This window comes from Microbacterium sp. ET2 (assembly GCF_030347395.1).
Classification (GTDB): Bacteria; Actinomycetota; Actinomycetes; order Actinomycetales; family Microbacteriaceae; genus Microbacterium; species Microbacterium albipurpureum.
In genome coordinates this window covers 1589845-1604339 of sequence record NZ_CP128170.1, presented here as the reverse complement: position 1 = coordinate 1604339, position 14495 = coordinate 1589845, and the positions used below count along the sequence as shown (strand labels likewise).

At 64.7% G+C, this 14495-nt stretch carries 10 protein-coding genes; 4 read left to right on the top strand and 6 right to left on the bottom strand.

Annotated elements, in window-relative coordinates; translation table 11 throughout:
* Positions 1-306 precede the first annotated feature (306 nt).
* On the bottom strand, positions 307-1404 hold the full coding sequence (locus QSU92_RS07710; protein ID WP_289265603.1) for a DUF3644 domain-containing protein: 1098 nt from the start codon (positions 1402-1404) through the stop codon (positions 307-309).
* 379 nt (positions 1405-1783) lie between these two features.
* On the opposite strand from QSU92_RS07710, the gene QSU92_RS07705 reads away from it, so the two are divergent.
* The 4 genes from QSU92_RS07705 (at position 1784) to QSU92_RS07690 (ending at position 7967) form a co-directional block, all read left to right on the top strand.
* Positions 1784-2518 carry a hypothetical protein gene (locus QSU92_RS07705; protein ID WP_289265602.1) on the top strand — a complete coding sequence of 245 codons (735 nt, stop codon included), beginning with the start codon at positions 1784-1786 and terminating at the stop codon, positions 2516-2518.
* Between the two features lie 741 nt (positions 2519-3259).
* A complete protein-coding gene (locus QSU92_RS07700) occupies positions 3260-5866 on the top strand; it encodes an AAA family ATPase (protein ID WP_289265601.1) in 2607 nt (868 codons plus the stop codon).
* A 384-nt stretch (positions 5867-6250) separates the two neighbouring features.
* Complete coding sequence (locus QSU92_RS07695; RefSeq protein ID WP_289265600.1) at positions 6251-7174, top strand: HipA domain-containing protein; 924 nt, start codon at positions 6251-6253, stop codon at positions 7172-7174.
* A complete protein-coding gene (locus QSU92_RS07690; protein ID WP_289265599.1) occupies positions 7152-7967 on the top strand; it encodes an HIRAN domain-containing protein in 816 nt (271 codons plus the stop codon). The genes QSU92_RS07695 and QSU92_RS07690 overlap by 23 nt, the downstream gene beginning before the upstream one ends.
* 290 nt (positions 7968-8257) lie before the next feature.
* Here QSU92_RS07690 and QSU92_RS07685 read toward each other — a convergent pair whose 3' ends face one another.
* From QSU92_RS07685 to QSU92_RS07665, 5 genes are all read right to left on the bottom strand, one after another.
* Positions 8258-8704, bottom strand: a complete 447-nt coding sequence (locus QSU92_RS07685) for a single-stranded DNA-binding protein (protein ID WP_289265598.1) — start codon at positions 8702-8704, stop codon at positions 8258-8260.
* A 35-nt stretch (positions 8705-8739) separates the two neighbouring features.
* Positions 8740-9234 carry a hypothetical protein gene (locus tag QSU92_RS07680; protein ID WP_289265597.1) on the bottom strand — a complete coding sequence of 165 codons (495 nt, stop codon included), beginning with the start codon at positions 9232-9234 and terminating at the stop codon, positions 8740-8742.
* Positions 9235-9613: 379 nt separating this feature from the next.
* Positions 9614-11437 (bottom strand): type IV secretory system conjugative DNA transfer family protein, encoded by a 1824-nt coding sequence (locus QSU92_RS07675; RefSeq protein ID WP_289265596.1) that lies wholly within the window; start codon positions 11435-11437, stop codon positions 9614-9616.
* Positions 11434-13029 (bottom strand): hypothetical protein, encoded by a 1596-nt coding sequence (locus QSU92_RS07670; protein WP_289265595.1) that lies wholly within the window; start codon positions 13027-13029, stop codon positions 11434-11436. Before QSU92_RS07670 ends, QSU92_RS07675 begins: the two co-directional genes overlap by 4 nt.
* A complete protein-coding gene (locus QSU92_RS07665) occupies positions 13029-14450 on the bottom strand; it encodes an SCO6880 family protein (protein ID WP_333783464.1) in 1422 nt (473 codons plus the stop codon). The genes QSU92_RS07670 and QSU92_RS07665 overlap by 1 nt, the downstream gene beginning before the upstream one ends.
* Positions 14451-14495: the final 45 nt, after the last annotated feature.

The window sequence follows — 14495 nt, the reverse complement described above, 5'->3', positions numbered from 1 at the left end:
CGATCGCTGAACGTAAGCCGGTCGTGACGCGCACGCCCTTGCCCAAAAGTGGAATGCCCGTGGTGAACAGCTTGCGCACGATCCGGCGCCCTCGAGCGAGCGTGAGCTCAGCTGCGAACCCGCTACCGGTCGGTATATGAAACTCGGTGAACCGAATGCCAGGCGTCAACCGCCGAGCCGGTCGCCTAAGCCCTCGTCCACCTCGAGATTCTCGTCGATGTTGCCTGAATCGGACAGCGAGATCGTCGTAGCGAATGTGAAGTGGTTGTCACCCTCACCCGGGTAGACATCTGCTTGACCTCGTCGTCACCGACGATTTCGCGCGTGACGGCGAGCGTCGTTATACGTGGCGGTGATCGCATCGATGTCGAAGTCCGAAGCCGCTATTGCGCTACGAGCGAGTTCAAGCGAGCGCGCGCTTAGGCCCTGGAACGCAACATTGCCGGTCGCAGTCCGTTCAACAAAATAGGAGCGATCGTCAGCCTTCAGGTTCAGGTGCTCGATTAGAGCGAGACCCTGATTACGATTCAGCCCGAGCTTCGCGCCAAAGTCGCTCAGTTTGATCCCGAACTCGCGAAATGGATTGCTTGTCCGATACGTCAGCGCAGCTTCGTCGGGTCTTGCACGGCGAACTGGCACGGCCTCGCGATCCTGCCCGAGACGCAACACCACCTCTTGGGCATCGGTGCCGGGCCGAGGTTCTGAGATATGCAGCTCCGCGAGGCCCGGAAACACGTTGTGCCAGTCCTTCCCTGCTCGGAGGGCCGATTCCGCGCGGGACACTTCTTGTTCGGTAGGCGGGTCTTCCCGCCCGGTAGCAGCGCCGTCGAGGCTCAACAACGGTCGCAGACGCGCTCGTGCCTCAGGAGTCTTTCGCGTTCGCGGCGCCAGCAACGCCTTGACCGAAGCCAGCTCCTGCTCGATGAGTGCACCTAGGTCTCGTGGAGGAGCTGCACTGACGGGGATGACGCGTCCCGGGAGTTGCTCGGTGAGCTCCTGGTCGAACTCGTCTCGGAGCAGACGTCGCAGTACCGTGATCCCGGCCCTCATGTGGATCCACAGAAGGTCTTCGCTCATCGCGATGGTGTCGTGCGTAGCGCAGTCGCGATCTTGCTTCACCGCGAGCAGGAGAGCCTTCTCGTCGTGCGAGAGGACTTGCAGGTCGTCTACGCCGATCGCGATACATCGCGCAAAGCTATGCGTTAGCTCATCGCCCTTGTCGCGGACCCGCCCCCGCCGCTGATAAATGACAGCCTTCAGGATCATCTCGAATGCATGAGCCAGCATCATCACTACCGCGTGATTCCTTGCCAGCGGCGATGGTCGGTTGAACAACTCAATGCTCAGAGTCAGCGACTCGATTGCTGTGTCCCGAAACAGGACCGTTTGGCGTCGTAGGCGCATGCTGTTCCCCCTCGCGATGGAATCTCAGCACACCATGCCTGGCCGGTGACCGGGCTTCGACGCGGCGATCTCCTGGCCGCCTCGGACCCGAATCCGCGAGGTGGATGTGAGGTGCGACGAACTGCTCTCCGATCGATCGCTAACCGGGAGTTGCACGCACGAGGTGCTGTTGCGGCCCGGCGGCAGGCGCGCGGCCGGCATCCATGCACGCGCCGGGTACGGGGCCGACCGATAAGCGGCGGCACTACGAGGCGCTCGCTGAGACTTGCGTGGCGACATGAGCTGGGGCTTTCTCGTCTTGTCGTCGCGATCGACCAAACTCGACGGAACGGCACTCGTAAACCGTGCCGTGACTACGACGCTCGCTAGGCTTGCCGTCATGATGGAAGACGCGGCTGCAGCGCTCGCTGATCTTCTCGAACAGTGGCGTGTGGTACCACCGGGTGCAACCGCAGAAGGTGTTCGGGAACTTGGCGATCCCGCGACCGATGTGATGTTCTGGAGCCACCACGCGCGGGCCCTCGATCTTGTTCGTGAGGTCGAACGAGCGCTCGGTATGTTGGAGCAGAACGGCCGTCCTACAAGTCATTATCGCCGTCATCTGCCAGCGATCTACGGAGCCATCGGCGGATACACCGTCCCATTCAGAAGCACGACGAGCCAAGGGCGCCACATCATCGATGAGAATGCCATCGGCCAGTTGCGCTCTTTGTCAGACGTCCTTCACGCGATGAACGTCGGCGTGCCCGATTCTGAAGATCTCCGCGCGACGGTGGGTGAATCTATCGGCATCGTGAGGTCACTGCTTACGGACTACCCCGATCTGGACCGTGAGTCGCGCGGATATCTGCTCGCGTTGGCAACTGAACTGGAACAAGCATTGAACGACGCCGACGTTTTCGGGACGGCTCTCATGCGCCGAGTGAGCACTGAGCTAGCTGGCGTTTTATTCGGACAAGCGGTCAAGGACGCCAAGGACAACCCCACTCGAGCCCAGCGATTCTGGGGTGCCGCTCTGAAGTTGTTCTGGGTAGGCGCGACCGCCGCAACCACAAAAGCCATCGATGTGGGCGCAGACGAGTTCGTCAAACAGCTTGGCACTGGCGGCAATTAGGGCACCCGCTACGCGGCGGCACGTGCTGATAGCGGCCCAGTGGTGGTTTGGGAGTCCAACGCTCAACGGCATATCCGTGTTCGCAGACGCGTCGCTCACCGCACGGGCCCGTGTCGGGCGCGCTAATCCCGTAGGCAGTTCCCGGCCATAAACGTATGACCGAACGGAACAATGACCGATCAGGGTGCGGCATGCGGACGTTGAAACCTCGTGCCGCCATTCTCCCGTTACGGGAGACTTCGGTCGGCTGGATCACCCCGCTGCTGACGGGCGCCTGAGGGGAGGAAACACGGGGATGGTGCTCACCACGACGATGCGGCAGGAGTGGCACGCGTAGGCAGTGCCGGCATCCCGCAGCACGGCCCCGCACTCGGGGCAGCGCGGGGTCACCCCGTCTGCAATCGGATCGTCGACCATGAGATCGAAACCCTAACAGCCGGTCGAAGATCGACGCTCATGCGCCACCGACGGCAACCCGAGGTCCCAAACACAGCCCGGCCAGTGCCGCCCCCTTAGCCCACCAGAACAACGATGCACGCAGGCACTTTACGTGAATCAGTGTTGCGGTATCGCAAAAACAAGTACCCTGGCCTTATGCGTGGCGGGCTCGAACGATGGAAGCGTGGAATTGAGTCTCACGGCATCCGCTCCGCGATCGCATACGCGCTGACAGGAGGGTGTGACGCCACATCGCGCCTGTCGCGCGGCGTCGACGCGTTGACGGAGTATGGCGGTGAGGCAGTGGTCACCCGATTCATTGTTGCTGGCGGGAGTGTCGCCGCCGACCAGCTGAATCGTCCTCAGCTTGCCGACTGGGTCGACGGGCGCGACCCTCTCACCGGCGAGCGCCGCGGACGCGAGCTCCTGTCACCCGACGCCGATCTCGTGCTCGACGGCACGATCAACGCCCCGAAGTCGTACAGCCTGGTCGCGCTGCTGCATCCAGAGCTGGCAGCCGAGTTCGAGGCCCTGCAGGACCGCTTGCGACATCGCATCATCACCACGTGGCAACATGAGCTGAACGCTCGTCGAGGGGCGGGCGGCAGCATCCGACAGCCACTCCATCAGATCGAGGTTGTGGAGCTCCAGCATCGGCGGTCACGGGCACTCGATCCGCACGTGCACCGGCACCTTTGGCTCAGCGTCAAGGTTCTCGGGGACGACGGGAAGTGGTCGAACGTCGATTCGCGCGTGGCGATGCGGCTGCACACGCTCATCAACGCTGAAGGAGAGGTCGCGGCCCGCACCGACCCCGGGTGGATCGCCGCCCTGGCGCGACACGGCTACACGCTCGGCGCTGACGGGGAAGTCGCGCAGGTCGCACACGCCAGGCCGGCCCTGTCACGCCGGTCCAATCAGATCGAAGCCAACCGCGCGACACTTCTTGCCGAGTGGCGCGACCATCACCCGGGACAAGAACCCAGCCGTGACATCCTGCAGCAGATCGATCGTCGGGCGTGGGCGAAGGAGCGGCCCGGCAAGCCGAAGGGACTGAAGGAGGATGCCTGGGAGCAGACGGTCCGCGATGAGTTAGCCGCGATCGACCCCGGGCTGCTGGCGGAACGCGCGTCCGTCGCAGTGCGGGCTGTCGACGTCGAGAACATCGATCTCGATCTGCTCGCCGCTCGAGCGATCGTGGACGCCGATGACCGCTCGGCGGGCTACGGCGGGCGCCTTAGCTTGTACGATCTCCGCGCGGGAGCGACGCGTGCGGTGGCGGCATCCGGGGTCGTCGCCCACCGTCACGCGCTTCAGGCGACGATCGACGCTGTCGTATCGCGTTCGCTCGCTCACACGGTCGACCTGCTCGACGACGCCGTAGACCGGCCTCAACACATCAAGGGGTACATGGCGGCGCTCACCGCTGCGCTCAAGGTCGAGCTTGCCCGCCGGTTCGACTCGCTCAACATCGTTGGAGCCGCGCTGTCACCCGAGGCGATGCGACTGGTCTCAGAGCCAGAACTGCCACCAGGTGTCGTCCTCGACTCCGCGCAGGCTGAGGCCGCTGGTGCCATCGCCGGCACTGACCGGCTCGTGACCATCACCGGACCGGCTGGCACGGGGAAGACGACGATGCTCCGTGTCGCGTACGCCGCACTCACCCTCCAGCGTCGTCGGCTCATCGTTGTCGCGCCGACTCGGAAGGCGGCTTCGGTTGCGGGTCGCGAGGTCGGCGCACCCGCCTCGTCGGTACACGCGCTACTTGCCGACCATGGATGGCGCTGGGGGCGCAACCCCGCCGGGGCGGAGACCTGGACACGCCTCATCCCCGGCGACATCGACCCCACCACGGGCGCTCCCTACCCGGGGTCGACCCGCTACCCAATCAACCACGACGACCGCATCGTCATTGACGAAGCCGGCATGCTCGATCTCCACACGGCCAACGCCCTCGCCGCGCTCGCTCTCGAGACTGGCGCTGGCCTGGCGATGGTGGGTGACCATCTCCAGGCCATGCCCGTGGGCCACTCGGGTGCCATGGCGACGATGGCTCGCCGCAGCGGTTCTGTCGTCGAACTCAGCGCAGTGCATCGCTTCAGCGACCAGGAGTACGCGGCGCTGACACTCCGGCTCAGGGAACCAGGATCGATGGATGCTGCGCTCGCCGTCGCCGCCGAATTGGACGATCGAGGACTCATACATCGCGTCGATGACCAGAGCGGTGCCCGTGGCCTGATGGTCGAGGCGTACTTTCGGTGGGCGAGTCGGCACAAGCGAGCGGCGCTCGTCACCGAAACGAACGAGGAAGCAGACGCCGTCAACGACGCGATCCAACAGCGGCGGCTGGACCTCGGCCAGCTGCGTTTGAACCGGGTGGCCGTCGGACGTGGCGAGCAACGACTGCTTGAAGGCGACGTCGTGCAGACACGCCGCAACGACAGGGCCACGGACGTTGAGAATCGCGCGGTCTGGACCATCCGTCGCATCCGTCCCGGCAGCATCGACCTCGTCAGCCTCACCGATAGCGCTGACATCCGTCGCATCTCCACTGAATACGCCGCCTCGCACGTGCATCTCGCTTACGCGTCCACAGTCCACGGCATACAAGGGGAGACGACCGATGCTTCAATCGTCGGTCCGGGTGTGGATGCGTCGGGGCTGTATGTCGGAATGACACGCGGTCGAGTCCACAACGAGGCGATCGCTATCGCCCGGACAAGGGATGCCGCTGTCGCGGCCATCGCGGAGAGTATGACGCGAAGCCCGATTGTGGTGTCGATCGAAGACTCCCGCGCGTCGGCGATTACAGAGTTGCGGCGGGCGGCGCGATTCGTGGATTCGGAAGGGCCCTACGTCCTCGCCGGATCGACGGTGCCGCGAAGTGGCCCGACGCCGGGGCTGTCGTGACCTGAAGGCCACGCGATCACTTCCATGTTCACTTGGGAGGGCGGTGCGTGACCGGGTTGCGCCACACGACAACGCTGCGTCGACCGTCGGCGGTTTCCGAATCGACGGTGACGACGCGGTTGTTCCAACCGTCAGCTTTGGCTGGGATGCGGGAGGTGGGCTCGTCTTCCCATGGGATCCACTCGCGTACCTCTGGGAGCCGTCCGCGCGGTGCCCACTGCGTCGGTTGCGGCTCATGCGCGTTGCTGCCGAGTATGCGAGCCCGCCGACGCGTCATGTTCTGCCGGATGCGCTCACCGTTCAGCGCCGTAGTGCTTTGCCTGCGACAATTCGGAACCGCGGCGTTGCGTCGTCGGAGTCACCGTGGCTCAATAGGCTGAAAGCATGAACCCCGTTGTGCGACAGTCTGTCGACGACTGGGAGGTGCTTCGCGTCGAACAGCGTGGCGCGGCGGCGAAGAATTGGCTACTCGAAGACGGAGGTAGCCGGACCGACCCACAATCGGAGTGGCTCTTCAAGCCGGTCCATACCCACGCGAACGGTACACGCCAGGTAGGCGATTGGACCGAGGTGATCGCGTCTCTCGTCGCCGCTCGGCTTCGGTTGCCTTCAGCCGAAGCACGCCTTGCGTCACGTGACGGCGAGGAGGGTGTTCTCGTCAGAAACGTTCGCCCGCTGGGGTACGAGATGCACAGCGGCACATTGGCCCTGCTCGATCGCGGCATCGAGCTCCGGCGCGAAGTTCACGACGGGCCCGCGACGATCGGTCACTCCATCGATAACATCATCGTCGCGCTCGACGGGTTGCGTCCGCCGCCATCAGCCACCTCATGGGGTGGGTGCACGGCGTCGGACCTGTTCGCGGCCTTCCTGCTCTTGGATACACTCATCGCCAACGGGGACCGTCATGAAGAGAACTGGTCCATCTTGCGTGGCGAGTCACCGATGGACGACTCGTTGGCGCCCTCATACGACATGGAAAACTCGCTCGGGTTCCAGCTGCGAGACATCGATCGCAAGCGACATCTTTTTGATGGGTGTCGGACTTACGCTCGCAACGGACTGGCGAAGCGCCTCGACGGCGACCGGAGAAATACGCTAGTAAGCGTCGCCGCCCGGATGTATCGCCTTACGAGCGATGCCGGAAGACGTCGCCTGGACCAGCTCGTGGACGACGTTGCGGCGGAGAACTTTGAGAACGTGGTGCCGCAGTCCGACGCAGTGTCCGAGGCCACGCGTATGTTCGCAGTAGCTCTACTAACCGTCAATGCAAGGAGGATCGCTGATGCCATCGACTGCAGTCGCTGAACCTTTTGCGGCTGACACGCACCTTGCTCAGCTGCTCGTTAAATGGCAGCAGCCATCGACGCGGGCTCTACGCCCCGTCGGCGTCCTCTCCTTCGACGGCGAGGTCTACCGCTTCTCCTATCTGTCTAGCGTCCACGATCTCGCAGGCTTTCGCCCGCTCATGGGGTTCCCGGATCTCGACAAGAAATACGAAAGTGCGGCTCTCTTCACCCTTTTCAAGGAGCGAGTCCTCGACCCCTCCCGGCCAGACTATGCCCGGTATGTCACCGAGCTCGATCTAGACCCGGAGCGCGCCACGCCGTGGGAGTTGCTCACACGGTCTGGCGGAGAGTCGGCTGGCGACACACTCCAGCTGCAGCCCTTTCCTCGCAAAACATCTGCAGGCTGGGGTTGCCGTGCGATGGTGGCCGGCGTAAGGCATCTCGCGCTCAAGGAGGTGGATCTGGGCTCCACCCGGAGTGGTCGCTACTCAGCCGAAGGACTGGAGAGACTGCTTTCGGACCTCCACGCCGGTGACGAACTGCACGTCACGCGTGAGATCGGAAACACATGGGATCCTGCCGCTGCACTCCTGGTTACCCCAACCGGCGACGCGATTGGCTACCTCCCGAACTGGCTCGCGCGACTTGTTGAACCGTTCACTCGCTCAGATTCGGGTCGGTGCCACGCTCACGTTGAGCGAGTGAACCCCCTTGACGCTGGTTGGCACCTCCGGGTTCTATTCGATCTCGAAGTAGACGAACCCTTTGAAGCGGCCTACCAACGACTCATGCACGGCGAGGTCCTTCGTTAGGTTCACCGCAGTACTCCGGACCGACACGCCGACGAAGTGGCGTCGTTGGGACAAGGAACATGCGCGCATAGCGGACCCATCGCCGCTTGATACGCATCTGCGCGCCGAACGCCATGGACCTGAGCAGCCTCCCTGTCTCGCTGCCGGCAACCGGCCAAGATTCTAGATGTGTACGTGGCTCAGCTCGCAGAGAGGAAGCTCCCAGCTGCGCTTGTTTCCCGAGGGCAGGCCTAGGCAAAGAGCGGCGCGGGAGTACGATGACTCCCGCGCCGCTCTCCTGTCCTGATGGGTCAGCGCGCAACCCCAGCACCGGCGTACGAGGCCGGTGTTGCTACCGGCCCCGAGGCGCCAGTCTCGGGGCTAGTTGCTTTTGGGGCGCGCGCCACGTCCACGCTCGTGTATCTGAGCGAGGCGCCGACGGTGTCCGCAACGATGTCTCGCGTCTCGCGAGTCTGTCCGGTCTCCTTGTCGGTGTACGACCCAAACCGCAGATCGCCGGCGACGATCACGCTGTCTCCCTTGCGGAGCGACTCGGAGACGTGGCGCGACTGCTGACTGAACACCACCACGCGGTGGTAGACCGTGCCAGCATCCTCCCAACGACCTGTCGTTTCGTTGAGACGGCGGTCATTGACTGCGACCGTGAAGCGGGCGTACTCGTTGCCGGCGTCGCTCGCACCGTGTTCAGGGTCACCGGTGAGGTTGCCCTCAATGGTGACGGGAATCTTCGTGGTCATCCTTCTTCCTTTCTGTAGTGACACCGTGCGGTGCCTCAGTGAGCGTGGCTCTGTGTGATCCACGCGTCCCACTCCTCCTCGGCGGCCTCCTTCGGCCACGGGCGGGAGGGATGCTCTCTGTGTCCGTTGCTGCATCCGCCGGCGTATGCCTTCGCCAGCCGTTGCATCGCAAGAGCGAGCCGCTCGTGCCATCCGATCGGACCGTTGCCGCTGTCAGAGGGGTCATAGGCTGCTCGATGGGCGCAGTGGAGGGCCGAGATTTCCTCGACGAGCTGGCCGTGCCGGAACCAGCAAGGCGGAACGATTGTCTCGGCGACGCGGTATCGACGCACGAACCACTCGGTCCAATCACGCAATGCTGCCCACTCGGCGGGTGCCTGCTCGTCACTCATGGTGCGCCAGTTCGTCGCACGTCCGCCGATCATCGCCGATGGCCCGCGGCTCGGCCGTGGGTAGTCGTCAGGGAGCTGCGGCAGACCCGCCGCGTCGTCGGCGAACAGGCGGCTGGGCTGGCAGTCGTCGCCGGTCACCGCGTCTCCTTGGACTTGAGCGCATCACGGATCCGTGCAGCGGCGATCGTGGTCGCGTCACGCCGGGTGCGTTGGCGCGAAAGGACTGTGTCACGGTCGATCAGGCGGTGGACCAGGTCGTGGCAAGTCGGGTGCATCGCCACCAGGTCTGTGTGCCTTTCCTGTGCCCGCCACCTCCCGGCGACGAGAGTCACCCCCGCGTAGTCCAGATGGTGAAGTTCGAGATTCGATGCGGATGCCGCGCCCCCACAGACTCCGCACATCGGGGTCCGCCCGCGGCGCTGTTCCGTCAGGAACCACCGATTTCGGCGGGCAAACCATGCTTGAGACCGGAGGTAATCGGACCGATAGGTGGTGGCACCCGTGACACGGCGATTGCTCATTCGGGCGCTTCGATCTTTGCGGCGGCATCAGCGGAGTGGCCCGTCATCGGACGGTCGGCTGTGTCGCGGAACACTCCTTGCTGCTCTTGCTCGGTCGCGCGCTTGCCGGACTGGATTGCCCGCGCGTCGCGGCGGTCGTCCCATCCGGCGAGGTCGAGAAGCACCCCGCGGCGATTGCGGTAGGCAAGGAGGCCGGTGGTCTGCGGCATCCGTCGAATCTCGTCGACCGACATCAGCGGCCGGCGTTCGTGCTGTTCGCTGGTGTTGTGGCCCGCCTCGCGGGTCGACCACGACCGTTGGGTGCGCCGAGTATCGCGCGAGCCCAGCAGTGTCTCCACATCGCGTAGGTGATCTACGTGCGACGCGCCGCCGAGCAGGACCTTCGCGGTCGCCGTAGCCCAGATGGTGTCGGCCTCGGCGCGAGACCACGCCGTCTCGGCCTGTGAGAGGGCCTGCAGGACGACGAAGGTGCAGATGCCTCGCCCTCCGCCGTCGGCCATTACGCGGGGCAGATTGCCCCACCGGAACATGTTGGCGATCTCGTCCAGGATCAGTCCGAGCGGGAGAGCGAGACGCGAACCCGGCGAAGCGAGCGCGCGGACTCGAGCGACCTCGACGATGTCATCGACGATCGCTCCGAGAAACCCGCCCATCGCGGACGCGCCCGACGACGAGCCGATGAGATACAGGGTGTTGGGGGCCTGCAGGAACTCGCGCGCGTCGAACACGGGGTCGCCCGGCCGTGGCATGAGTGCGTCGCGGATCTGGGGGACGGCAAGTGGGGCGACGGCTCCCGAGACGCCGAACCAGATGGATGAGACGAGCTTGTCGTCGCCCGCGATCGTCGCCTCCAGGCTCTCAGCCCAGCCCGGTGCGCCACCGTCGCGAAGGTATTCGATCGCGTCGCGGGCGAGAGTGGGGCTGTTGCCCCACGAGTAGAGATCGCCGATCGAGCACCCTCCGACGGCCGCAGCGTGCAGCAGCCTTCCGAGAACGACACCCGAGGCCTGCGCCCACTCGGCGTTCGTCGACGAGGTGCCGAGTGCCGTCCCGGTGATGATCGCGGTGCCGCGCTGCATCGCCACGAGCGGGTCTTCGCACCCGGTGAGCAGGTTGATGCGGAGAGGGTGGCGGATGCCGGAGAGCCCTTGGGGGTCGAAGACGTGCACATCGCCGCGGCTCTGTCGCATGCGCATCGTGGCGGTGAGGTTGTCGTTCGTCGTCGAGGTCGTGACCAGCGGGCCCGACCAGTCGAGGATCGCTGAGATCAACACTCGGTATCCCTTGCCCGAGCGCGGCGGCCCCTCGAGCGCAACGGAGTCTTCGATCGACACGTACACGTCCATGCCACGCGACTTCCCGACCCGCCATCCCACGTCGGACGGCAGCGGGTGCGTCAGATCGGGTCGCAGCTGACGAGCGCGCTTGAGAACGGCCCTCGCGGACAGGTGCTCGCGGATTTCACCCGTGCGCGCGAACCCGGGCCGCGTGCGCAGATCCGCAATGAAAGACGCATCCGACTGTTGGTACTGCCGAACCTTGACCAGGATGAGGATCACCAGCACGCCGACGATGAACAGGGCGAGCGTGTCGGCGACGCGGATTTGCCAAAGGGGAAGCGCGCACCCGGCGGGCGCGGTGTAGGTTGACAGGTCGCCGGTGAGCGCGAGCCAGAGTCCGGAAAGCGGGCCCGACCCCAGACCCCGTTCGCCGCAAACCCAGTAAGTGATCGCGTCCGCGATGAAGGTCGTCGCCAGTCCCACCACGGCAACAACCGCAATGAGGATGGCGATCAGCTTGCCGAGCAGTCCCTGGTTCATCGTGCGTTCTCTTCCCGCCTGAGCGCTAGCCGGTCTGGGTCGTCCCGTGCTGCGTTCAGCCAGTCGGTGCCAAGCTCCGCGGCATCCATCAACGGAGCATTGGCATCGAGGCGGTCTGCGGTCTGCACAGCTTCGTCAGTCTTGAACAGCTCGTACTCCCAATCGGTGGACGTCGCGAAGCAGTCGACGAGGTAGGAGTATTGACCGACGTATGCGAGGAACTGTCCTTTGGCGAGCTGTCTCGCCATGTCGACATGCGGGGTCAGCATGTTCAGGCGCTGGCGGAGGCTGGACTGCTCCTGGTGGTTGACGCGGAAGATGAACTTGTTCTCGATGTCACCGACGATCGAGTACGCAAGGTTCCGTTCCTGCGAGTCGGCGTCGCCCACAGCGTCAAGGTCACCCATCTTGTGCAAGATGACGATGTTGCTGATCCCGTAGTGGCGCGAGAGCTTGAGCCACTGCTGATACATCTGCAGAGCAGCCAGTGAGGTCATGTCGCGCCATCCTTCTTCACGGATGACGTAACGCGTGCGCTTCGCCGAGCGGTCGGAGACGACCGCCTGAATCCACGCCGTCGTACACACCTGAGTGAGCTGTGCCACGAGATCACCACGCGAAAACAGTTCGGAGGTGTCGACCACGACGATCGGAGCATCTTGATCGAACGACACCGTGGATTCATCCTCGAAGAGTCCGGACAGGTCGCCGTCAACGAATCGGCGCAGCACGAAGCGCGGCTGCACTGCGCCTTCGGAGAGCCGGAAATCGCCGCCGGTGTCGGCGACCATGAGCCCGAGTTGGTCGTAGACGCCCCGGAGCGTCGGGCGGTCATTGGTGTCATGGATGCAGCGGCCAAGCGCTTCATGCATCGCCGCGTGCTCGACGGCGGTGAGGCGGGTCTTTCCCAGGGCCATCTCGACGAGGGCGATGAGTGTTGCGATGCGGCGTTGTCGGACCATCTGTTCGTGTTGGTCGTCTGTTGAGTTGCTGCGCCGGGGGCCACGGTCGAGCGGATTGAGCCGGGCGGAGGTGCCGTCGCCGAGACGGATGACGGTGCCACCAGGGATGGCGTCGGCGATGACGACCCACTCACCCTTCGCGTCAGAGGGGACGACGGCCTGGTGTCCGAATGCGAGTGACCGGGTGACCAGGGTTTTCACGGCGGCGCTCTTCCCTGCCCGGTAGGCGCCGAGCACGAGGATGTTGGTTGAGAACGATCCGCGCTCGGTGACGTCGGTATAGGACTCCCACGGGGAAAAGTGCCACAGGGAATCAGCGTTTAAGTCGACTCCGACGATGGGGCCACGCGAGCCGAGGCCAGCGTCGGCCACGAACGGGTAAATCCCTGCGATGTGCTGAGACGTCGCCTGATGGGGTGGAACGGAGGGACGAACGAGGTTCCAGTAATTGTCGTTTACCAGGCCGGGGCCGAATGGACCGGGGACGGCTGGCTCGGGGAGTCCACGCTCGCGTCGTGGAGGGCGGGCATCCGGGCGCCTATGTTCGGCGTCCCAGACGGCTCGTCGGAGGGCGCGGCGTTCCTCGTCGGTGAGGCCGGCCGGAGCAAAGACGACGGCACGGCGAGCCATCACTTCATCCCCAAGCCGATGGGCAGGGCATTCACCATGAGCGCTTCCGCCTGCTGGCAGTACAAGATCTGCGCCTCCATCCCCGCACGCGCGAGCGCGTTGCGCATGCCGGCGATGGCCTGGTCAAGGTGCTCTTCGTCCGGGGCGCTCACTGTGAGATATCCGCCGTACCGGAACTCGCCGTGACCTGCGACGATCTCCTCCTCTTGCTTCTCAAGGGCGGCCCAGTCCGCCGCATCCGCGGCAGATCCATCCGCGCCTCGCTTGGCGCGAAGCCGCTCGTTGCCGCGCCACACCTTCTTCTCGTCGCGGATGCGTCGCAATGCACTCGCCACGGGGACAGGAGTGAGAACAAGAGAGAAGATGTGGGTGACGGCCGCATGCGTGTGCGGATGCCGCGCGAACACCAGGGGGGCCACGAACCCCACCGGCGCGTCGGAGCGTGGCCACTCGTGAATCCACATGGTTGTGTGCACGCCGGAGTCGGAGCAGACGATTCCGTTTCGTCCCTTTGGCTCTTCCAGAAACATGGGGCCGATGGCGGAGGGGTCTACGCCGCCACGGATGTCGGGCCGGTTCTGCACATTCGGCGCCGACTCCGGATCCATGGCTAGGCGGCTGAGCGCAGCGAGGTCACGCGAAGATAGCCAGCGCCGCACCTTGACCTTCGCCGACTGCAGGGCGTCGGCGAGATTGCTGGCCTCTAGCCGCGCGAGGTCGATGATCGCGTCCTTTCCACCCCCGAGTGCTTTCACCTGGGGAGCGAGAGAGACGAGGTCGAGGGTGAAGGTCAGGTAGTTGCGATGGGCGACCGCGAACCGCTCCGAGCGATTCATCACTTCCTCGTAGTTGGCAGCCGCGGGCGATGCGGGGTTGAGTCCTCGGCGGCTGACGACCGTGTCATAGTGGTCGCGCGCCGTTCGGATCGTCGTCGGGAGAGTGCGCTCCTGCAGGGTGATCCGCTTGATTCCGGCGCGCTGTGTGAACGAAGCGAGCACCTTGGACCACTGCTGCGCGAGATCAAACCGTTCTGGAGTGTCGTGCATGAGGAACCCCTGCACCTCGAGTTCGGCCGTCACCGACACGCTCCGGTCGTGGGGGTTGTAGACGCACGCGATGCCGTCGCTCTCCCAAAGTTGCAGTGACGCGCGCGTTCCGGGCAGGTTGAGCGTGCCCATGAGCTTGGGCTGCTCGGGCCGGAAGGTGTAGGCGGTCGCCCCCATCGCGTGGCGCACCTGCTTCATAGCCCACGTCCCCGCCATCCGAGGTGCCGAGATGCCGTGCACGGTCATCAGCGCCGTCGCGCCGAGTACGAGATAGAGAGGGGCCATCCACAACAGCCCGAGTGGCCCGAATCGATTGACGCTGATGAGGATGACGACGCCAGCGGCGGCGATGAATGCCAGCTGCCAGGGATCCATGCCGAGCACCACGCCTTGCCGCGATCGACGGGGGAGCCGGACTGG

Coding starts and splice junctions, on each gene's coding strand:
- QSU92_RS07675 (WP_289265596.1), bottom strand. CDS start 11,437: ATGAACCAGGGACTGCTCGGCAAGCTGATCGCCATCCTCATTGCGGTT.
- QSU92_RS07670 (WP_289265595.1), bottom strand. CDS start 13,029: ATGGCTCGCCGTGCCGTCGTCTTTGCTCCGGCCGGCCTCACCGACGAG.
- QSU92_RS07695 (WP_289265600.1), top strand. CDS start 6,251: ATGAACCCCGTTGTGCGACAGTCTGTCGACGACTGGGAGGTGCTTCGC.
- QSU92_RS07665 (WP_333783464.1), bottom strand. CDS start 14,450: ATGGATCCCTGGCAGCTGGCATTCATCGCCGCCGCTGGCGTCGTCATC.
- QSU92_RS07710 (WP_289265603.1), bottom strand. CDS start 1,404: ATGCGCCTACGACGCCAAACGGTCCTGTTTCGGGACACAGCAATCGAG.
- QSU92_RS07685 (WP_289265598.1), bottom strand. CDS start 8,704: ATGACCACGAAGATTCCCGTCACCATTGAGGGCAACCTCACCGGTGAC.
- QSU92_RS07690 (WP_289265599.1), top strand. CDS start 7,152: ATGCCATCGACTGCAGTCGCTGAACCTTTTGCGGCTGACACGCACCTT.
- QSU92_RS07705 (WP_289265602.1), top strand. CDS start 1,784: ATGATGGAAGACGCGGCTGCAGCGCTCGCTGATCTTCTCGAACAGTGG.